This is a genomic window from Bradyrhizobium sp. SZCCHNS3052 (genome assembly GCF_032484495.1).
Lineage (GTDB): Bacteria > Pseudomonadota > Alphaproteobacteria > Rhizobiales > Xanthobacteraceae > Bradyrhizobium.
In genome coordinates this window covers 70,516-90,916 of sequence record NZ_JAUETB010000015.1, presented here as the reverse complement: position 1 = coordinate 90,916, position 20,401 = coordinate 70,516, and the positions used below count along the sequence as shown (strand labels likewise).

Here is a 20,401-nt window from a genome sequence, read left to right as displayed (position 1 = left end):
CGCCAGGCGGACTGATAATTCCGTCACGCGGATCGTAAGACGATCGAGGTCGCGCCACGGGAACAGGTCAGGCACCGAACGGCGCGGCGATAAGAACCTTTGCAGCCGATCTTCATTGTCGCTCGCGGGGGCCAACGGACAGGAGCTCCCATGCACGCTCAACAGATGATCGAAACCCACCCGCACGTCCGCGGTCGAGTTGACGACGCACTCGTCCGCTGCATCGAGGAGTGCTACTCCTGCGCTCAGATCTGCACCTCCTGCGCCGATGCGTGTCTCGGAGAGAATAGCGTCGCCAGGCTGACGCAGTGCATCCGGCTCAATCTCGATTGCGCGGACGTCTGCAACGTCACCGGCCGTCTTGCCACGCGGCGCACGGGCTCCGACCAGGAGATGATCAGCCGCATGCTCGAGGCCTGCGCGGCGGCGTGCCGGCTATGTGCCGAGGAGTGCGATAGGCACGCGAAGATGCATGCCCATTGCCGGATCTGCGCCGAGTCCTGCCGGCGCTGCATGAACGCGTGCGAGGAGGCTGGACGCAGCACGACCCACTGATAGGTCGGTTGCGGCGCCGCTCCATCGAAGAATGGAGCTCATCAAGAGACAAAGGCCGGGCGCGAGGCCCGGCCAGTCCGACCATGGCGACCGGATTGCTCCGGTCCTGAGAACGCCATCGCAGACAATCGATCGATCAGCCGCCGTTCAGCTTCGTGGTCAGGGTCGTGAAGATGCCTTCCAGGGTGAGTCCGAGCTTGTTGAGTATGGTGATGATCGCAAGCGCGATGCCGGCCGCAATCAGGCCGTACTCGATCGCGGTTGCGCCCGATTCATCCTCGTAAAATTTGAGAAGCAATTTCTTCATCAATTCCCTCCGCCGCCCGGCGACATGACCGCCGAACGATGCCCGCGAAACTACGGAATGGAACCTAAGGTAGTATGAACGAGGTCTAGCCAAGTTTCGCAACTTTGCCGTTTATGTCGAAAATCTCAGTTGCAATACGGTCCACTGCACGCGAACGGGTTCATGGCGGCACACCGGCTGCGCGCAGTGCCTCCGCGTAGGTTGTGGCGAGCGTCCCGGCCGGAAACGGGATCCGTTCGAGGAACTCGGACACGGTGAGATGCGGTTCGAGGCTCAGAAGCTGACGCGCGACCTCGCCGGCGCGCGACATCTCTCCGGTCCTGACCAGGGCCACGATCAGGACGCGGAGCGCGACGGCGAAACGCCGGTTCTGCGCCAGCGCGATCTCCGCCCATTGAACGGCGCCAGCGAGATCGTCCTCCGCCACCGCACAGATCGCCAGCGCTCCGGCTGCGAACCAGCCCCGCGGATCGCGCGGGTTCAGCCGCCGCGCCCGTTCGATCATCGCGCGTCCCGCAGCCGTGTGTCCGGCCATGATCTCGATCCAGCCGCTCAAGGTCAGCGCCATCGCCGAGTTCGGGTTGATGGCAAGCGAGCGGCGGAATAGCTCCCGTGCTGGGGCGATGTCCTCGGCCATGTTCCAGATCGCGAAGGCCGCCATCCACAGCACCTGCGCGTCACCGGGCGCATGCTCGCACGCCTGCCACGCCCGCGCCACGGCGGCCGTGCGATAGGTCTCGTCCGGCGCGCTCCAGCCCTGGAAGTGGCGCAGCGCCTGGCAATAGGCCCAAGCCGCCATCGCGGGCGCGCAGGCGGGATCGACCGCCAGCGCCTGGTCCAGACACGCGGTCGCCGCCGCGAGGCTGTCGGACGTGAAGGCGTCGCGCAGGCTGGCGGCGCGCAGCAGCAGATCGTAGGCGTCCGGATGCAGCGGCGGCGTGGCGCGGCGCCGCTCGCCTTCCGCCAGCTCGAGCGTCGGCTCGATCGCCGCCACGATGCTCCCGGTGATGCGGTCCTGCAGCGCGAACACATCGTCCAGCTGGCCGTCGAAGCGCTCCGCCCACAGATGCGCACCGGACGCCGCATCGATCAGCTGCCCGTTGATGCGCAGGCGGGACCCAGCGCGGCGCACGCTGCCTTCGAGAACGTAGCCGACGCCGAGCTCGCGTCCGACCGCACGGATATCGACGGCCTTGCCCTTGTAGATGAAGGAGGAGTTGCGGGCGATCACGGCGAGGCCGCTGCAGCGGGACAGCGCGGTGATGATGTCCTCGGCCATCCCATCGGCGAAATAGTCCTGCTCGGGATCGCCGCTCATGTTGGTGAAGGGCAGCACGGCGATGGCGGGGCCGTCGAAGGCGGGTGCGGCTGATACGGCCGGCGTCTGCACCGCGTCGGCCTGCTCACGGACCGCCCCGACGAAACGGACGCCCTTGCGCGGAATGGTGCGGATCAGCCGCTGCGCCTCGCCGCTGTCGCCGATCGCGCTCCGCGCCGCGCTGATGCGGCTCGCCAGCGTCGCCTCGGAGACGATGCGGCCGCCCCACACCTCGGCGAGGATGTCGTCGCGGCTGACGACGCGCTCGCGCGTCCTGATCAGGAACGCGAGCAGGTCGAACACCTGCGGCTCCATCGCGACCAGGTCGTCGCCGCGGCGCAGCTCGCGGCGGCCGGGATCGAGCACGAAATCGTCGAAGCAATATACCACAGGCACCGTCCTGGCCGCCGATTTCACCTTCGCGTCACGCGATCGGCAAAATCAAGCCGGCCTCAAGGAAAAATCAATGCCTCCTCCAAGCGCCGCGCGGGCGCAAGGCGCACAACGACCGCACCTCGGAACCAGGAGCCTCCGCCATGCCGACCATCCTTCACCCCAGCCGCCGCCGTTTCCTCACCCTTGCCGGAACCGCCGTCGCGGCCCTTCAACTCGGCTCCAGCGCCGGGCAGGCGCAGAGCTTCAAGTCGGCGTCGAAGCTGCCGGCGATCCGGCCGGGGGCGGGGACGTCGCTCGGACCGATCAAGCAGGTCAAGGCCGGCGAGATCAGCATCGGCTATGCCGAGACAGGTCCGGCCGACGGCCCCGTCGTCATCCTGCTGCACGGCTGGCCATACGACATCCACAGCTTCGCCGACGTCGCGCCGGCGCTGGCCGCGTCCGGCCATCGCGTCATCATTCCGCATCTGCGCGGCTACGGCACGACGCGGCTGCTGTCGCCCACCGCGTTGCGCAGCGGCCAGCCGGTCGCCGTCGCCGCCGACATCGTCGCGCTGATGGACGCGCTCGCGATCAGGACCGCGACCCTCGCCGGCTATGACTGGGGCGCGCGCACCGCCAACATCATCGCGGCGCTGTGGCCGGAGCGGTGCAAGGCGATGGTCTCGGTCAGCGGCTATCTGATCGGCAGCCAGCAGGCCGGCCGCATGCCGCTGCCGCCGGCCGCCGAGCTGCAATGGTGGTACCAGTTCTACTTCGCGACCGAGCGCGGTCGCGAGGGCTACGACAAGAACCGGCGCGACTTCGCCAGGCTGATCTGGCAGACGGCCTCGCCGAAATGGGCGTTCGACGACGCCACGTTCGCGCGCAGCGCCGCCGCCTTCGACAATCCCGATCACGTCGACATCGTCGTGCACAACTATCGCTGGCGGCTCGGCCTCGCGCAGGGCGAGGCGAAATACGATGCGCTGGAGGCGAGGCTCGCGACCTTTCCCGACATCACCGTGCCCACCATCACGATGGAGGGCGATGCCAACGGCGCGCCGCATCCAGCGCCCGAGGCCTACGCCAGGAAGTTCACCGGCCGCTACGAGCACCGGCTGATCACTGGCGGCATCGGCCACAACCTGCCGCAGGAAGCGCCGCAGGCGTTTGCGCAGGCGGTGCTCGACGTGACGGCGAGCGCGTAGCGCCGACGATCTCAGGCGGGAGCGCGTTGCCTTTCTCGGCGTTGCAGCCACGTCTCCCGCCGCACGATCCATTGCTCGGAGCGGGTCTCGCCATTGTGGTGCGCGACCTCGATGAAGCCGACGAACTCGGCGCCCGTCTTCTGCTTGACCCGCCGTGACGCGATGTTGCTCGCGACGTTGCAGACGGTGAACTGATCGAGCCCGAGCGGACCGAAGGCGAAGTCGTTCACGGCGGCGATCGCCTCGCTCATCAGCCCTCGATTCCAATAGGGCTCAGCGAGCCAGAAGCCGCGATGGCCCTTCATCGACTCCATGCGCGGCCGGAAGTGAATATTGCCGATGGCCTCGCCGTCACCGTCGCGCAGCGCCAGCACCCATTGATACAGCTCCTCGCCGGCCGCGATCCTGTCGAGCTGCAGCCTGACGAAGGTCTCGGCGCCGTCGGGAGGATAGGGCCACGGAACGACGGCCGCGAGGTTGCGGACAACGTTCCAGTTGTTGAACTGACGCTGGATCGCCGGCGCATCGGCGAGGGCCAGCGGCCGCAGGATCAGACGGGCGGTATGCAACGTGGGCGTGAGCATGACGCCATGCTGTCGTTTACCAAGCTCGTTTGCAAGCCGGGGTTGCTGCGCCGTCTAACTCGCATGTCATTGATAATTCGCATCGCGCTCCGCCATTAAGGTTGCCAGGAACTTTCACGCCCGGACTGGAGCCCGATACTTCCACAACGTTGCATTGCAGTGCATGAATCGAGCACACGCAGCCTGCACGAATGCAGCGCGCGTACAACCGTCGCAGGAAACTGCGCCGGCTCGGGCTCAGGGTTGCGCCCGAACGTCAACCATTCGTCTGCCGCGAGATCATCACGCAGATCTTGGGCGGGCGCGATTCGGGGTGTCGTGGATATGAAGCGCAAAACGGCGGATCGTCAGTTACGTCGTCTGCAGGCAGAGCAGAGCTTCGATCCGCGCACATGGCGCGATCGGCAGCTCGGCCGGGCCGCGCCGTTCTACGGCTCGGAGCTGTTCCAGCTCGGCTGCCCGCCGCTGGCGTCGTTCATCGCCGCGTTCCTCGGCTGTCTGATGACCCTGCATCTGAGTGCAACCGGGCTGTCGCCGCTGATTGCCTCGGCCGCGGCGGCTTTGCTGCTGTGCGCCTCGCTGATCCTGACACGGACCGCGGATCTGGTGCCGAGCACGTTCTTCTCGTCGGCCTATGGCGGCAGCTTCGTCGGCATGACTCCCGTGGCGCTGTTGAACGCAAGCGTCATTCGCGCCGGTCTGCCGCTCGACGCCGCCTTCGTTCTGCTCTCGCTGTTCTGTGGACTGGTGTTCTGTCTGGGCTGTGCGCTCGACATGTGGCTGCGCGGGGGGCTCGCGCGCGGCTACGGCGGACGACTGGGCGCGCTGGCGGCGGTCGCTTCGTTCCTGTTCGTCGGTCTCGCGCCGCTGCTTGGCGCCGAGGGCGAGCTGTTTCCGATCGCGCGCCGCGGCGCGCTGGAGCAGGGGCTCGGTGGCACCGCGCTCACCTTCGCGTTGTGCACGGTCGGCATGCTGGCGACGATGGCCGCCTTGCGCTGGGCGCCCGTGGCCGGGTCGCGCCGCGCGGTACGCATCTTCGTTGCGGCGACGGTGGCCTTCGCCGGCCTCGTGGTGCTGCAGCTTCTGCCCAGCAAGGCCCCTGATCTCGACGCCTATTCCGCCGGTTGCTTCGTCGGCATGTCGTCGTTGCGGCGGCTCCGCAGCCTGCCGCAGGCGATGGCCGCGGTGGTGCTGCTGACGTGCCTGCTGATCCTCACCGGTCCCATCCTGCCGAGCGTCGGCGGCAGCCTCGGATACATCGCCTTCGTCTCGGTCATCTTCGTGGATGCTGCGGTTCGTCTGTTCGTCGAGGCAGGCGAATCGCCGTGGCAGACCGTCCTCGCCTGGACGCGGGGACTCGTCGCCACACTCGCTATCTTCGCGGTGCTGCTCACCAGCGAGCTGATGTTTCAGCCGCCGGTGGCGGAGCCCAATGGTCCGTTGGTGAACGCGGACAAAGCCGCTGCGCCGGCGCGGACCACGATGCCCTCACACGACGAGGATCGGCGCGACGGCACGGCGCCCGGCGAGCCGGCCTTCGCCGCTGACACAGCGCCCGATCTGCCGCTTCAGATCCTGAATCCGGAGGGCGCCAATCCGCTCGCCCCGCGGCCCTCGAGTGAGCCGGTCCAGCAGTCCGCGTCGCCCGCGTCCGCGGAGCCGTCCCGGCGGATCGGTCGCGATGGTCGGCCAGCGGGCGTGCTGGCTGCCCGGCTGAAGCGCCAACAGGCACGGGTGGTGCCGCACGCGACGGCGCGACCGCGCATCGTGGCCCGCCATGAGGTGCAGCCCGCGCCGGAGTGGCGGCCGGACCCATCGACGTTGGCGGGGCCGTGACAGCGGACCGCGATGGCGCGCTCGACCGGCCGTTCGAGCCCGGCTCTCACCGCTGGCCGCGCCGGTCGCTGAATGTCGTGCCGCTGGCCTCGTTCGCCGGCGCTTTTCTCGGTTGTCTGGCGACGCTGCACCTGTGCACGTCGGGCCTGTCCCCGGCGCTCGCGTCGGTCACCGCCACCCTGCTGCTCTGCGCTGGCCTGATCACGGCAAGAACCAGAGATCTGCTGCCGACGACCTTCTCCTCCTCGGTCTATGGCGGCAGCTTCAGCGGGATGACGCCGATCGTTGCGTTGAGCGAGAGCGTGGCGCGGTCGGGGCTTCCAGTCGATAGGTCCTTCCTGCTGCTGTCGCTGTTTTGCGGCCTCGTGTTCTGCAGCGTCTGCGCGATCGAAATGCGGCTGCGCGTCGTGCTGTTGCGCGGCTATGGCGGCCGCTTCGGCGCGCTCGCGGCGATCGGCTCGTTTCTGTTCCTCAGCCTCGCGCCGCTGCTCGGCGCCGACGGCGCACCGGTGCGCGTCGCCAGCCTTCAGGGCTTCGACAGGGGTCTCAATCATTCGGTGCTCATGTTGGCGCTGTGCGGCGTCGGAATGGTCGCAACGATGGTGGCGCTGAGGCTGCCGCGGGTTGCGGCCGCAGGGCGGCCGGCGCGCATCTTCGTCTCGGCAGCACTGGCCTGCGCCGGTCTCGTCATCCTGCAGCAGCTCGCGCCGGACGATGCCCGCCTGTCCGACGCGTATTTTGCCGGTTGTTTCGTCGGCATGTCGTCGCCGCAGCGTTTGCGGGGTGTCGTCCAGACGCTGGTCGCCGCGGTGGCGCTGACCGCGTTGCTGGTCCAGGCGGCGGCGGTTCTGCCAAGCGTCGGCGGCAGCCTCGGCTTCGCGGCCTTCGTCGCGGTGGTCGGCGTCGATGCCGGCCGCCGGATGATCAGCCGCGCCGCGCTGCCGCCCGAGCGTCCTGCGCGGATCTCGCTCGGCAGAAGCCTCGCCGCCGCACTCGCGATTGCGGGCGTGCTGCTGCCGAATGACATGTTCCAGTCGGGGCCGGTCGAGGAGACCACGGGATCGATCGTGCAGGCGGAGAGGCCGCCTCAACCTGAGCCCGCCGTTCCAGCCGAGCCTGTTGCGGCCGAGCCGGCCGTTGCGGCAGTCCCGATCGAAATGCCCGCCGATGCGTCGCCGGCCGCCGAGACGACATCCGACGTAGTCCGTCCGGTCGCGCGGCCGGTGCCAAGCGAGCCGCCGCGGCGGCGCCGCGCCAGCCGGCCCGCGGTCGTTGCTCCGCAATCGCGTCCGATCGATCCCGAACCCTGGCGCATCATCCGTGACGGACAGCAGGCGGGTGCAGGAACGGCGGCGACCGGCTCGCCGCCGGCTCGGGCCAAGCGCAGCCAAGCCCGCGTTCCCGGATCAGCACCGGCCGCGCCGCGCGCCGCGCCACGGCCGCGGACGCCCCGGGTGCAGGATCCGCAGCCTTCGGCGTCGGAACCGCGCTGAGCAGGCTCAGCCGAACTTGCGCCGCGCGTCGAGCGCGAGCCCGATGCCGACGCTGCCGAGCAGGTCGGTCTCGGCGATGCGCGCCGCCGGAAACAGCGCCAGGATTGCCTGACGCAGGGCCGGCACCATGCTCGAGCCGCCGGTGAGGAAGATGGTGTTGATGGAAGCGGCCCCGACGCCGGCATCGTCGAGCAGCTTGGTCACCGTGCCGACCACGCGTTCGACGGAATCGCCGATGGCGCGGTCGAAATCCTTGCGCGTGAAGCGGATGCGCGCCCAGTCGTCCTTCTCCGACAGCACCGAGGTCAGCGACTTGGCCGCGGTCAGCGCGATCTTCGCCTGCTCGACGCCGATCGCGAGCGTATGGCCGCGATGCTCCTCCACCACCTTGATGAAGCGGTCGACCAGATCGCGCCGCTCGGCCTCGTAGCGGATCTGCCGCAGCTCGCCGATCACGCCCCTCTTGTAGAGCTGGTTGATGCGGTGCCAGGTGGCGAGCTCGTGATAGTACAGCGTCGGCAGGTTGCGCTTGCCGTCGGCGGTCAGGCTGCCGTAGCCGAGATGCGGCATCACGCTTTTCAGGCTGAGCAGCCGGTCGAAATCGGTGCCGCCGATGTGGATGCCGCCATTGGCGAGAATGTCGTCATCGCGCTGCGTCTTGCTGCGCCGCTCGGGCGAGACGCGCACGATCGAGAAGTCCGAGGTGCCGCCGCCGATGTCGACGATCAGCACCAGCTCCTCGCGGGCGACCTGCTGCTCGTAGTCGAGCGCGGCGGCGATCGGCTCGTATTGGAACGCGATGTGCTTGAAACCCTGGTCCCGCGCGATGCCCTCCAGCGCGCTCTGCGCCTCCGCGTCGGCCGCATCATCCTTGTCGACGAAGCGGACGGGACGGCCGAGCACGACCTGATTGATCTCCCTGCCGAGCCGCGTCTCGATCCGCGTCTTCAGATGCGCGAAGAAGAAGCCGAGGATACCGGCAAACGGCACCGCCTTCTGCCGGATATAGGTCTTCTCGTGGATCAGCGCGGTGCCGAGGATGCTCTTCAGCGCGCGCATGAAGCGGCCGTCATGGCCGGTCAGATAGCGCTCGATCGCGCTGCGCCCGAACTGGGTGCCGTGATCCTCGAAATCGAAGAACATCGCACTCGGCAAGGTCCGCTGCTCGCCCTCCAGGGGGATGAGCTCTGCGGAGGCGGAATTGCTGAGGCCGACCGTGGTGTTCGAAGTGCCGAAGTCGATGCCACAATGGGCCGCTGCCGCCATGCTCGTCTCGTTTCCGTCCGGGGGGGCGGTCCGCTTAGCCGTTCGGCGGCGCGATGTCATCCGCCAATGTGCGGAGCGGCGTGCATGGCAGTCGTCTGGCGGAGAGATGACTGTGCATCCTGCCTGTCGAAGGTGCAGCCGGGGGCGCTGACGCCCCCGCTGTCCGGTGATCATCCCGCCGGCCTGAACGCAGGTCCCTCGAAGCGCAGCCCGGCTGCGCCGCGTTCGATGCGGTCATGCGCCGCGTGGATGAGGCGCGCCTCGCCGGCGTCCGCCAGGCGCCCGCGGCCGTCCAGCAATGCGGCGAGACGCGCGAGCGCAAGCGCCTTGTTGCGATGCTGGGAGCGGCCGTCGCGCGCGACCGCGACCAGCCCCGTCGGCATGTGAACCGCGCGCACCGCGCTCTCGGTCTTGTTCTGGTGCTGGCCGCCGGGACCGCCGGCACGAAAGCTCTCGAACCGGACGTCGGTGGCCGCCAACGCCGCCACCTGCTCCGACAGGGGCAGATCGACGATGCCGACGAACCAGTTCTTGCGGCCGTGATGCGGCCGCAGCGGACTGCGGCACACCCAGAGCAGCGAGCCCTGCGTCCAGCGCCGCGCGAGGTCGGCCGCCGTCGGCCCGTCCAGCACGACGATCGCGCTGGCCGGCCCATGCCGGTCGGTCTGCTCTCGCGCGATCGCGCATTCGCAGTCCGCCGCCTCGGCCTCGTCGGCGAGCCGCCGCAGCGCATGCGCGACCGCGAGCCGGCATTCGGCCGGACCGCGCCCCGCCGTGAGGAGCAGTCGTCTCATCGCCGGTCCTCCCTGCGCGGCCGCTGGACGGCGATCTTCTTCACCGTCACCAGCGGGCGGAAGCTGGCGACGACGCGCGCCAGCCCGAATGCTTCGAGATCGGCGATCACGCCGGCGATCGGCTTGTAGGCCTCCGGCGCTTCCTCGGCGAGCAGCGCGCGGTCCTCGCAGATCACGCGGCCGCCGAACGGATTGCGCGCGAGACGCTCGCGATCCGATCGCGTGGCGCCGACACGGCCGATCATCGAGCTCCGGTCGAACTTGCGACCGGCGCCATGCGCGATCGACCACAACGCCTCCTTTGGCGCTGACGCGAGCGGCGCGACCAGATAGGACAGCGCGCCGCGCGAGCCCGGCACGACGACGAGACCCTGGTCGGACGGCGCAGCCCCCTTTCGGTGCAACACGCCGTCTGCGCGATGCTCGATGCAATTGTGCGAGCACGCACAGACCGGATCGGCCTCACAGCGCAAGGCCGTCGCGGCCCGCTGCGCGATGACCTGCCGGTTCAGCGACGCCCAGCGCAGCGCGTGATCATGTGCTGCGAGATAGGCGTGGCCAGCCTCGCTGTCCGGCGCGAGCGGCTTGAGGCCGTCGGCGATCTGCCGTTCGAGCAGCGCATGGCCGAGGCCGCGCGAGCCCGAATGCACCAGCAGATGAGCGCGGTCGCGATCGATGCCGCAGGACGGATCGAACACCTCCTCGACCGCCTGCAGCTCACAGAAGTGATTGCCTCCGCCGATCGTGCCGAGCGACTCATCGAAGTCGGACGGCGCAAGCTGATGAGCTGCGAGCTCGCGCACGATGTCGCCGTCATAGGGTGTGGCGACGTCGCGCAGCCGGTCGGCCGCCTTGTCGACGCGAATCCGGCGCGAAGCGAGGTCGAGCTGATACAGCGCCATGCCGCAGCCCGCATCGGAGCCGACGAAGGCCGGGTGGATATGGTCGGCGAGGATGGCGCAGCCGACGGGACCGAACTTACCGGGATGCAGGTCCGGCATGCCGGCGACAGCACGCACGCCACAGATGTCAGCCACCGTTTCGAGCTGGCGCGCAGCGGCGCCCTCGATCCAGGAGCTGGACGAGTAGAAGCCGTGGACCGGCGCACGGCCGTCCACGCGATGGGAATTGCCCATGTAAATACCTTGGAGAAAGATAGGGAGAACTGGTCAGGGACGATCAGCGCGCGCGGACGCACGCATGCCACACCAAGCCTCGCCTCACGCGAGGATCAGTCCCGGCGGCTCCTGGCGGAGCAACGGATGATCGCAGTCATCGTCTCTCTCCTGTGCGGCGGAGCCGAATGCTCGACGCCGGAGCGCGTAGTAATCACATCCCGATCATATTGGCAATGTGCGTCATTCAACCGATGTCCCGCTGTGACGTACAGGACACGGATGCCCCGTCGTTTTCGAGCAGCTCGCTTTCTCTCCGTCATTGCGAGGAGCGCAGCGACGAAGCAATCCAGGGCCCCGCGCACCACACTGGATTCTTCGCCGCGCTCGCACAGAATGGGTGGCATCGAAGATGGACGACGGCGCAACTGCCCGCAGCCGGCAGATCCAGGCACCTGCATCCTCGCGATCAGAACAGCGCGAGGAAATCGCCGAGGAAATAGATGAGGGCCACCACGATCAGCGCGCCCATCAGCAGGAAGGAAAGCTGCACGGCGATCGCGCAGCCGCCCAGGGTCGTCGCCATCGCCGCGACGTGCCGCTCCTCGCGACGCAACTGACCCACGACGCCGAGAATGATCGCAAGCAACCCGAGCGAGACCGCGGCCACCGGCAATTGTTGGTGCAGGCGGTCGGTCCAGGACGTCTCGCGCACCGGCGCCTGGTAGTCGACGCCCTTGATGCGCGCCATCAGGCGCTCCTTCACGCGATGTCCGACATCGACGATGACCTGGTCGATCGGCGGCGGCGGATCGATCACCGGCAGCACCCAATGCGGCAGAACCGCCGCGACCAGAGCAACAAGCCCGATCACGCAACCGATGATGCCCAGCCGGCGTGACTGAACGATCGTGTCTGTCATGGCTCAAAATCTCCGATGCGGGCGTGCTGCGTCTGCTTCGGTCGCGGCGGAAGGATTGCGAAACGTTAATCTCGTCATCGTCACCGCGGAAAGGACCCAACCCCCGCAAGCCTGAACGCCTGGATCATGCGTCGGCCGCCGGAGCTCTCCGGTTCAATCCCTCCGATCCGCCCAAGCTCATAGCAAGCGCGTCGCAAGCTGCTGCGCCTCCCAGCCTTCGAGAAATTCCCGCTGCTGCGTGACCCAGCGGACATTCTCGCTACCCCATTCGCGCGAACGGCTGGCCTGCTCGCCCATCAGCCAGAAGTGCCTGACGATCACGAAGGCATGCGCGGCCTCGAAATCAGCGGCCGAGATCGGGCGAACCGAGCGGTAGCCGTCGACGAAGGCGTGCCACGCCGCATGAAAGCGCCGGCCGAACGACAGCTTGGCCCACAGGAACACGGCCAGGTCATAGGCCAGATAGCCGGGACCGCCGTCGTCGAAGTCGAAGAACACGGCCTCGCCGCCGGCGCCGATGCGCGCATTGAAGCCGTGGCAGTCGCCGTGACAATGCGTCCATGTCAGGCCCTCCATCGCCTCGATCCGTGCGGCGGTTCGCTCCGCGATGTCCTGGAGAAAGCCGCCATCATCGGCATCGATCAGACTGCAGAGCTGTTGAACGCGCGCGAGCGGCCGGTGCAGCAGATGGTCGAGGTCCAGAAGATAGAGCGGCGCTTCGGGCCGAAAGGACATCGCCGCCGCGTGCACTCGGGCAAGCGTCACGCCGTTGGCGCGCGCGTCGCTCTGCGATGCGACCTCCGGGGTCCGTCCCTCGATGGCGTGAAACAGCACGCCTTCGCGGCGGCCTTCCGCCGCCTCGCCGCGTACGAACAGCGCGCCGTCGCGCGCCGGAACCGCCGCGGCCACCGGCACGCCGCAGCGCGCGAGATGTGCGAGGAAGTCGGTCTCGGTGCGGACATCGGCCGGGCCGCGGGCGCGGTGATGCGACAGACGGAAGACGTAGCGTGCGCCCGTTGCGGATGTAATCAGATAGACGTCGTTGAAGCCGCGGTTCATCAGGCGGCACGCGAGCGGCTCTGATAGCGCGTAGTGTGTTGCCACGAAGCGGCCCACGCTCTCGGCGCCGGTCGTGGTGTAGATCGGCTCGAAGTCGGGCACGTCGCGTGTTCCGGATTGTGGAGACGATGGCATCCTAGGCGGCTGCCGTCCGCGGTGAAAGGCGGGACGGGCACGAGCAATCCATCGCATTGGCGTAGGCAGGTTGTACAGGGCTGCCCGTCGGGCAAATCGATCGAGGTGGCGAGCGCAATCTGCCGCTCGTGTCCAGCCCGCCTGCGAAAAATATTCTTGTTTCGCTTTTCCGGAAATCATGCTTATCTCCCGCGCATCCCGCCTCATGCAGAGAGGGGCGTACGCGTCGTCACGATACGCGGGGGCGGGGAGTGGTGGCCGTCGCGAGGTCGAGCGCGTTCGCGCGCAAGACGGCTGATGTCGTGGCGGACGGTCAAGCCGTGTGGTCCTGGCGCCCCGAAGCTGGCGCCAAGCTTGCGATCACGTTCGTGCGTGGTTGCGAGCGACGGGGGCAAACAAGCCGGTCCCCGGGGAGAGCGCGGAGCAGCCGTGAAAACCATCGCGCAGGGAAGGCCGGGTCGCTCCGGCTGGACCTGTGGTTCCTGCCCCGTGCATTTTCTCCGCACGGGGGCCACGGGCCTCGGCCGAGGCTCGGTCTTCCCTGCGCCCTCTCGTTTCGAGAGGAGATCGATCAGCACAGCTCGGGCCCATCGCGCCGCGAGAGCGCGAAGTCATGTCTCGACGCGGCGCATCTCAAGTTGGCCGATGGCCGTGAAGGCGAACGCGCCTCGCGAAGAAAGGCCCGGCGGCCGAATGCCGCAGCAGCCGGCCGCGGGCGCGCGCTCCGGATTGACCGGGAAAGAGCGCTCGCGCTTGCTCCCTTAAGCCCCTACAACTCTGTTGCTCGTCGTGATCAGGAATGGAATTCGTGGTGCCGCAAGATCCAATCGTGCCTCCATCTGGCTTGCGGCGGCGGCTCGGACTGCCGCTGCTGGTCCTCTACGGCACGGGCGTGACCGTCGGCGCCGGCATCTACGTCCTGATCGGCGCGGTCGCCGGTCATGCAGGAGTCCATTCCTCCTGGGCCTTTGCGCTGGCGGCGTTCGTGATGGCGTTTACGGCGGCCTCCTATGCCGAGCTTGCGACCCGCTATCCCGTGAGCGCCGGCGAGGCCGCCTATGTCCGCGCGGCCTTCAAGTCGCGGCTGCTGTCGACGGCGGCCGGCACGCTGCGGCTCGCCACCGGCATCATCGCGGCGGCCGCGGTGACGCTCGGCGGCGCCGGCTACATCCGGCAACTGATCGATCTGCCGACGCCGCTGATCGCGATGGCCATCGTGGTCGCGCTCGGCATCGTGGCGTCCTGGGGCATTCTCGAATCGGTGATGCTCGCCGGACTGCTGACCTTGATCGAGACCGGCGGACTGGTGTGGATCGTCGTCTCGGCCGTTCACTCCGGCGTCGCGTTCGGCCCTGCCTTGCTGACGCCGCCGCCGCTCGATCTCGGCGTTCTCTCCGGCATCACCTTCGCCGGCCTGCTCGCGTTCTTCGCCTTCGTCGGCTTTGAGGACCTCGCCAACGTCGTGGAGGAGGCCAAGAGCCCGCAGCGAAGCATTCCGTGGGCGATGGCGCTCACGCTGCTGATCACCTCCGTGCTGTATGTGCTGATTGCTGCGATCGCGGTGACCGCTGTGGCGCCGGGCGTGCTGTCGGCCTCTCCGGCGCCGCTCAGCCTGGTGTTCAATGCCGTCGCAGGCATCAGCCCCGCCACCTTCACCGCGATTGCGATCGTGTCCACGCTCAACACCGTTCTCGCCCAGATGACGATGACGGCGCGCGTCGTCTATGGCATGGCGGGGCAGGGCGACCTGCCGCGCATCGCCGGCCGCGTCGATCCGCGCACCGGAACGCCGCTGATCGCAACCGGCCTCGTCATGCTGGCGGTCGCGATCCTCGCGCTGGCCTTCCCGCTGGAGCGGCTGGCGGAAGGCACCTCGCTCGCGACGCTGACGATCTTCGCCATCGTCAATCTGTGCCTGCTCCGCATCCGCATCCGGCGCATCGGATCGGATGCCGCCGATGTGCGGGTGCCGCTATGGGTCCCCGCACTTGGTCTCATCACGTGTATGCTGATGATCGTCAGCGCGTTCGTCGCGGCCTGAGCGGACCGATGGGAAACCTTGCGGCGATGTACCGGGTTGCCCGATGTCCCCCGGCGCAGACCTGGCGGTTTGACGTAGGACCATGTCGATGCCGGATCTCATGAGCCTCAGTCCCGCGATCATCGCGATCGTCGTCGCGCTCGGCATCGGGTTGCTGATCGGCTTGGAGCGCGAGCGCCGCAAGGGCGAAGGGCCCGGGCGCTCGCCCGCGGGCTTGCGAACCTTTGCCGTCGCGTCGCTGGCCGGCGCGGTGAGCATGCTGATCGGCGGCAAGCTGCTGCTGGCCGTCGTCACCGCTGGAATCATGGTCCTCACGGCGATCGCCTATTGGCGTTCGCGCAGCGACGATCCGGGACTGACCTCGGAGGCGGCGCTGATCCTGACCGTCCTGCTCGGCGGCCTCGCCACCGAGCAACCTGCTCTGGCGGCGGGCGTCGCCGTCGTGCTGGCGGTGCTGTTGGCGGCCCGGCCGGTGCTGCACGACTTCGTCCGTTCGGTGCTCAGCGAGAGCGAGCTCAAGGACGGCCTGATCTTTGCCGCGGCCACGCTGGTCGTGCTGCCTCTGCTCCCGGATCAGCCGATCGGTCCGTACGGCGCGCTCAATCTGCGCGGCATCTGGACGCTCGTCGTCCTGATGATGGCGATCGGTGCCGCCGGACATGTCTCGATGCGGCTGCTCGGCGCACGCGGCGGGCTCGCCGTGTCCGGCTTCGCCTCGGGCTTCGTCTCCAGCACGGCCACGATCGGCGCGATGGGCGCACGGGCGCGCAAGGCGCCGGAGCTTGGCGGCGCCGCAGCCGCCGGCGCGGCATTGTCGACGGTCGCGACCATCGCCCAGCTCGCCGCGGTGCTGGCCGTCACCAGCCTCCCGGCGCTGCAGGCGCTGCTGGTCCCGCTGCTCTGCGCCGGCGCGGCGGCGGCGATCTACGGCGCGATCTTCACGATCGTCGGCTTGCGGCAGAGCGGTTCCGCCGACCTGCCGCCCGGACACGCCTTCAGCCTGCCGGGCGCGCTGTTGCTGGCGCTGACGATCTCTGCGGTGCTGGTGCTGTCGGCCGCGTTGCGCGAGGCGTTCGGCGAAGCCGGCCTGGTGGCGAGCGCTGCCGTCGCCGGTCTCGTCGATACCCATGCGCCGGCGGTGGCCGCGGCTGCGCTCGCCGCGTCGGGCAAGATCGGCGCCGCCGATGCCGTGGCTCCGGTGCTCGCGGCGCTGTCGGCGAACACGATCAGCAAGATCGTGGTGGCGTGGACCAGCGGCGGGTCGTCCTTCGCCCTGCGCCTCGTCCCCGGCCTCGTCCTCGTCATCGCCGCCGCCTGGGCCGGCGCCTTCGGACCGAGCCTTGCCCATGGTCTTGCCGATGTGCTGGTCCATCCGTGAGCGCGACGTCCGCGCAGCACCTACGCGCTGCGCGGCAAGCGCTCGACCGCGGCAGCAGCACCGCTGCGATGCTGGACGAGCCACGCGATGGCGTCGTCCTCCTTCATCGGCTTGCCATACAGCCAGCCCTGTCCGTAGGAGCAGCCGAGCATGCGAAGGCACTCGGCGTCCGCCTCGCTCTCGACGCCCTCGGCGATCATGCGGTGGCCGAGCGGCAGCGCCACCGCGGTGATGGCGGCGACGAGCTGCTGATCCCGTCGGTTGCCGGCGATGCCGTGGATGAAGGAGCGGTCGATCTTGATGGTGTCGATCTCGACCGCCATCAGGTTCGCGATCGAGGAATGGCCGACGCCGAAATCGTCGATCGCAAGACCAAAGCCGTATTGGTCGATCAGCTTCAATTCGTCGGCGCAGCGCTTGGGATCGAACATCGCCTCTTCGGTCACCTCGATCTCGATCCGGTGGGGATCGACGCCGTAGCGCTCGGAGACGGTCTTGAGGGTCTGCGCCGGCGAGTGAAGCGGGAATTCCCGCGGCGAGACGTTGATCGATACCCGGATGCCGTGCGCCTTCTTGCGGTCGAGCGCGCGCAGGAACGCGCAGACGCGCTCGCCCACGAACTCCGTGAGCTGGCCGGACAGGCGCAATCGGATCGCCGCGGACACGATGTCCGGCGGCGGGATCAGTCCGGCGCTCGGGTGCTTCCAGCGCAGCAGCGCCTCGAAGCCGATGACCTCCTGCGTGGCCATCGCGACCTGGGGCTGGAATTCGACGTGGAGCTCGCGGCGGGCCAGCGCGGCGGGGAGCTCGGCATCGAGCCGGCGCTGCTGCGTCAGCTCGGACTGCATCTTGGCGTCGAACACGCGCATGCAGGCGCGGCCGTCGTCCTTGGCGCGATAGAGCGCGACGTCGGCGCGGGCGGAGAGCTCTTCCAGATCGATCGGGCCTTCCGCATGCGCCGCGATGCCGATCGAGCAGCTCACGGGCAGCACCTGGCCCGCGATCGCGAGCGGCTGCGCGAGGGCGGCCATCAGCCATTCGGCGAGTGCGACGGACCGGCTCGCCACGTCGTCGCCCTGCATGACGACGACGAACTCGTCGCCGCCCAGGCGGACCGGCAGATCGTCGCCGCGGCAGGCGGATTGCAGCAGCGCGGCGATGGCCTGAATGACCCGGTCGCCGGCATCGTGGCCGCGCGCGTCGTTGATGGTCTTGAAGTTGTCGACGTCGATCAGGAGGAATGCGACCCCGCGTCCGGAACGGCACGCCGCGGCGGCCACGGTGCGGAAATGGCTGCGGTTGGCGAGCCCGGTGAGCGAGTCGGTGCGAACCAGACGCTCCAAAGCGTGGTTGGCCTCGGCGACGGATTCCGCCAGCACGGTCGCCTCGATGGCGGTCTTCTGGCTCGCGATGAAGTTGCGCTCGCCGAGCCGCGCTGCGCGGAACAGCATGAAGGTCAGGAAGGCGACGTCGACCGCGACGATGTAGTCGACGTCGCTGCCCGAGATCAGCATCCGCAGCACGGTCGCGCCCATCAGCGGCGCGCCGAACGCGATCGCCATCCTCGAATAGGCGAGACTCTGGATGATGGCCCCGGTGGTGGTGCCGGCCATGATGAAGACGACGTCGTTGACGTTGTGCGCGTGGGAGAAGGCCGGCAGCGCGATCGGGACGATCGCCCACAGCACGCCGCTGGCGAAAGCCATGATGGTGAGATTGCGCAGCACGCGCTGTGGATCGCGCTCGATCCGTCCGGACGATTTCAGGTACGACACCCATCCGGCGCGGAACGCGGCGAAGACGATGGCGGCGCCCAGCCACCAGAAGATGAGGGTGCCGCCCTCCCTGAGATACAGCAACAGCGCCAGCGACGTTGCGATCGCCACATTGGCGAACATCGTGAGGGAAATGTTCTGCAGCGAGCTGGCTGCCTGGGCTTTCGCGAGCGCCGCCGCTTTGCACTCGGTGGTTGCGGTCTGCATGCGCGGAACGGACGGCCCTGCTGGATCGGTGACGGAAGCGGGCAGCCATCGCGGCGGCCCATGCGGCAACGCGCGAGCATGCTGAACAGGGACCTAAAGTGGAGTTAATCCAGTCCGATATATGGCCGGACGGCCGGGCCATTCGGGCCTGCGGATCTGGCGGCCGGGCGTTCGCAGACCCCAGCGAGAGCAGCATGTCGCCGCCGCCGGGGCGATGTCCAGCATCAACACCGACAACGGGCCGATCCGCTACGGATCGAGCTCGGTGTCCCAATAGAGATAGTCGAGCCAGCTGTCGTGCAGGTAGTTCGGCGGGAACAGCCGGCCGTTGCGATGGAGCTGGTGGACGGTTGGCGCATAGGGCGCCTGCTTGGGGAACATCTTGGCCTGCTGTGGCGTCAGATTGCCCTTCTTCAGATTGCAGGGCGAGCAGGCGGCGACGACGTTCTCCCAGGTTGTCTGGCCACCCTTGCTGCGGGGGATGACGTGATCGAAGGTCAGGTCGTCGCCGGAGTGGCAGTACTGGCAGGCGAAGCGGTCGCGGAGGAAGACGTTGAAGCGGGTGAAGGCCGGATGCGTCGACGGCTTGACGAAGGATTTCAGCGAAACCACGCTGGGCAGCTGGATTTCGAAGGACGGACTTCGGATCGCGCGGTCGTAATATTCGACAATGTTGACGCGATCGAGAAACACCGCCTTGATCGCGTCTTGCCACGACCAGAGAGACAGCGGGTAGTAACTCAGCGGCCGGAAGTCCGCGTTCAGCACCAACACCGGCCAACCGCCTTGCGAGACATGTGCGTTCAAGTAACGCTCCTGGCCTCCATAACGGCTGCGAAGCAGCATGCCTTGACATACTACATGCAGCGTGACGGGATTGTGAAGCCCCAAGAATGGCTTGACATGGCTTCTCCCGCCTTTGGAGCTGTCGTCCAAAGCGCGTCAGAACCGTGGCAGAGCGCCCGATCGCCGCACTGCAAATCAGTTGCATGTCTTCCGGCGCGACGACGACCAGCAGGACGACCAAGGTCAGCCCGGGACCCGCTCCAGCTTCTGCAGGCAGCGGTGGATCCTGACCTCGTCCGGCATCGGCCGGTCCGGGAAGCTCGTGCTCCAGTTGGTGACGCCGACCTCGCCGACATAGATGTCGCCGCGGCTGTCAATGGCGAGGCCGTGCGGGGCCAGGAAGCGGCCGGTTTCCAGGCCCGGACCGTGCTCGCCGCCGAGCCGGGCGATGCGCTGGCCGGTGGCGTCGGTGATGGTCAGCCGCGGTCCGAGATTGGGAACGTTGAGGTTGACCGGCATGCCGGGGCCGAGCTCGCCGATGATGAAGGTCTTGCGCCCCGCGCCGCGGGCGTACAGCGCGCAGGGCCGATGCAGATTGTTCCACTGCGTCTCGTAGCGGCCGTCGCCGTCGAAGATCTGGATGCGGTGGTTCTCGCGATCGGCGACGTAGACAAAACCATCGGCATCGGTCGCGATGTTGTGAACGATGTTGAACTGGCCGGGATCGGAGCCGGGCTCGCCCCAGCTGCGGATCAGCCGGCCGTCGGGTGTGTATTTGTGGACCCGCGCATTGCCGTAGCCGTCGGAAACGTAGATCTCGCCCGAGGGCGACAGCGCGGTGTGGGTGCAGCGGTTGAACGGCTCGCCGCTCATGAACGGCGTCGGGCGCTCCGGCAGGCCGATGGTCAGCAGCATCTTGCCATCATCCGTGCATTTGCGCATGGTGTGGTCGCCATCGTCGGTGCAGTAGAGATTGTCCTCGCTGTCGATCGACAAGCCGTGGGCGCGGCTGAACAGGCCCTCGCCCCAGCTCTTGATGAAATTGCCGTCGCGGTCGAACACGATCATCGGATGGGCGCCGCGATTGAAGGCGTAGACGCGATCCTTGCTGTCAACGGCAACCGAGGCGACGTCGGTGAGCGCCCAGCCCTCGGGCAGCTTGGCCCAGTCCTTGACGACGCGATAGCTGTAATTGCCCGTTCCGAGAATGGACATCGCCTCGCCTCCCTGCCTCTGCGCAACCT

Annotated in this window: 17 protein-coding genes; 6 read left to right on the top strand and 11 right to left on the bottom strand. The window is 68.1% G+C overall.

The window, feature by feature from the left end; translation table 11 throughout:
- Positions 1-150 precede the first annotated feature (150 nt).
- Positions 151-555 (top strand): four-helix bundle copper-binding protein, encoded by a 405-nt coding sequence (locus tag QX073_RS30800; RefSeq protein WP_315716211.1) that lies wholly within the window; start codon positions 151-153, stop codon positions 553-555.
- 136 nt (positions 556-691) lie between these two features.
- Here QX073_RS30800 and QX073_RS30795 read toward each other — a convergent pair whose 3' ends face one another.
- Together QX073_RS30795 and QX073_RS30790 are read right to left on the bottom strand one after the other, a co-directional pair.
- The gene (locus QX073_RS30795; protein ID WP_284418181.1) at positions 692-862 is read right to left on the bottom strand and encodes a Flp family type IVb pilin; all 171 of its coding nucleotides are present in this window, start codon (positions 860-862) and stop codon (positions 692-694) included.
- Positions 863-1,022: 160 nt separating this feature from the next.
- Entirely contained in the window at positions 1,023-2,570 is a 1,548-nt protein-coding gene (locus tag QX073_RS30790; protein WP_316226906.1) for a winged helix-turn-helix domain-containing protein, read from the bottom strand.
- Positions 2,571-2,716: 146 nt separating this feature from the next.
- Between QX073_RS30790 and QX073_RS30785 the strand changes: the two genes are divergently transcribed.
- Positions 2,717-3,766 carry an alpha/beta hydrolase gene (locus tag QX073_RS30785; RefSeq protein ID WP_316226878.1) on the top strand — a complete coding sequence of 350 codons (1,050 nt, stop codon included), beginning with the start codon at positions 2,717-2,719 and terminating at the stop codon, positions 3,764-3,766.
- A gap of 11 nt (positions 3,767-3,777) precedes the next feature.
- On the opposite strand, the gene QX073_RS30780 is transcribed toward QX073_RS30785, so the two are convergent.
- The gene (locus QX073_RS30780) at positions 3,778-4,350 is read right to left on the bottom strand and encodes a GNAT family N-acetyltransferase (RefSeq protein WP_316226877.1); all 573 of its coding nucleotides are present in this window, start codon (positions 4,348-4,350) and stop codon (positions 3,778-3,780) included.
- A 324-nt stretch (positions 4,351-4,674) separates the two neighbouring features.
- Here QX073_RS30780 and QX073_RS30775 point away from each other — a divergent pair, with 324 nt between their 5' ends.
- Together QX073_RS30775 and QX073_RS30770 are read left to right on the top strand one after the other, a co-directional pair.
- Entirely contained in the window at positions 4,675-6,186 is a 1,512-nt protein-coding gene (locus tag QX073_RS30775; RefSeq protein ID WP_315754352.1) for a hypothetical protein, read from the top strand.
- Positions 6,183-7,679 (top strand): hypothetical protein, encoded by a 1,497-nt coding sequence (locus QX073_RS30770; RefSeq protein WP_316226876.1) that lies wholly within the window; start codon positions 6,183-6,185, stop codon positions 7,677-7,679. Before QX073_RS30775 ends, QX073_RS30770 begins: the two co-directional genes overlap by 4 nt.
- Positions 7,680-7,685: 6 nt before the next feature.
- Here the strand turns inward: QX073_RS30770 and QX073_RS30765 are convergent, their stop codons facing one another.
- From QX073_RS30765 to QX073_RS30745, 5 genes are all read right to left on the bottom strand, one after another.
- Positions 7,686-8,945 (bottom strand): Hsp70 family protein, encoded by a 1,260-nt coding sequence (locus QX073_RS30765; protein ID WP_316226875.1) that lies wholly within the window; start codon positions 8,943-8,945, stop codon positions 7,686-7,688.
- Between the two features lie 170 nt (positions 8,946-9,115).
- Positions 9,116-9,739 (bottom strand): peptide chain release factor H, encoded by a 624-nt coding sequence (gene prfH / locus QX073_RS30760; protein ID WP_316226874.1) that lies wholly within the window; start codon positions 9,737-9,739, stop codon positions 9,116-9,118.
- Complete coding sequence (locus tag QX073_RS30755) at positions 9,736-10,875, bottom strand: RNA ligase RtcB family protein (RefSeq protein ID WP_316226873.1); 1,140 nt, start codon at positions 10,873-10,875, stop codon at positions 9,736-9,738. Before QX073_RS30755 ends, prfH begins: the two co-directional genes overlap by 4 nt.
- A 448-nt stretch (positions 10,876-11,323) precedes the next feature.
- A complete protein-coding gene (locus tag QX073_RS30750) occupies positions 11,324-11,776 on the bottom strand; it encodes a hypothetical protein (protein ID WP_316226872.1) in 453 nt (150 codons plus the stop codon).
- A gap of 177 nt (positions 11,777-11,953) precedes the next feature.
- Complete coding sequence (locus tag QX073_RS30745; RefSeq protein WP_316226871.1) at positions 11,954-12,937, bottom strand: phosphotransferase enzyme family protein; 984 nt, start codon at positions 12,935-12,937, stop codon at positions 11,954-11,956.
- 862 nt (positions 12,938-13,799) lie between these two features.
- On the opposite strand from QX073_RS30745, the gene QX073_RS30740 reads away from it, so the two are divergent.
- Both QX073_RS30740 and QX073_RS30735 read left to right on the top strand, forming a co-directional pair.
- Positions 13,800-15,011: an APC family permease gene (locus QX073_RS30740; RefSeq protein ID WP_316226870.1), complete on the top strand. Its 1,212-nt coding sequence runs from the start codon at positions 13,800-13,802 to the stop codon at positions 15,009-15,011.
- Between the two features lie 82 nt (positions 15,012-15,093).
- The gene (locus QX073_RS30735; RefSeq protein ID WP_316226869.1) at positions 15,094-16,389 is read left to right on the top strand and encodes an MgtC/SapB family protein; all 1,296 of its coding nucleotides are present in this window, start codon (positions 15,094-15,096) and stop codon (positions 16,387-16,389) included.
- A gap of 20 nt (positions 16,390-16,409) precedes the next feature.
- Here QX073_RS30735 and QX073_RS30730 read toward each other — a convergent pair whose 3' ends face one another.
- The 3 genes from QX073_RS30730 to QX073_RS30720 all read right to left on the bottom strand — a co-directional run bounded on the left by QX073_RS30730 (position 16,410) and on the right by QX073_RS30720 (position 20,372).
- Positions 16,410-18,371 (bottom strand): putative bifunctional diguanylate cyclase/phosphodiesterase, encoded by a 1,962-nt coding sequence (locus QX073_RS30730; RefSeq protein WP_315753881.1) that lies wholly within the window; start codon positions 18,369-18,371, stop codon positions 16,410-16,412.
- A 249-nt stretch (positions 18,372-18,620) separates the two neighbouring features.
- Positions 18,621-19,178 carry an HNH endonuclease gene (locus QX073_RS30725; RefSeq protein ID WP_006610584.1) on the bottom strand — a complete coding sequence of 186 codons (558 nt, stop codon included), beginning with the start codon at positions 19,176-19,178 and terminating at the stop codon, positions 18,621-18,623.
- Positions 19,179-19,400: 222 nt separating this feature from the next.
- A complete protein-coding gene (locus QX073_RS30720; RefSeq protein ID WP_316226868.1) occupies positions 19,401-20,372 on the bottom strand; it encodes a peptidyl-alpha-hydroxyglycine alpha-amidating lyase family protein in 972 nt (323 codons plus the stop codon).
- Between the last annotated feature and the right edge of the window lie 29 nt (positions 20,373-20,401).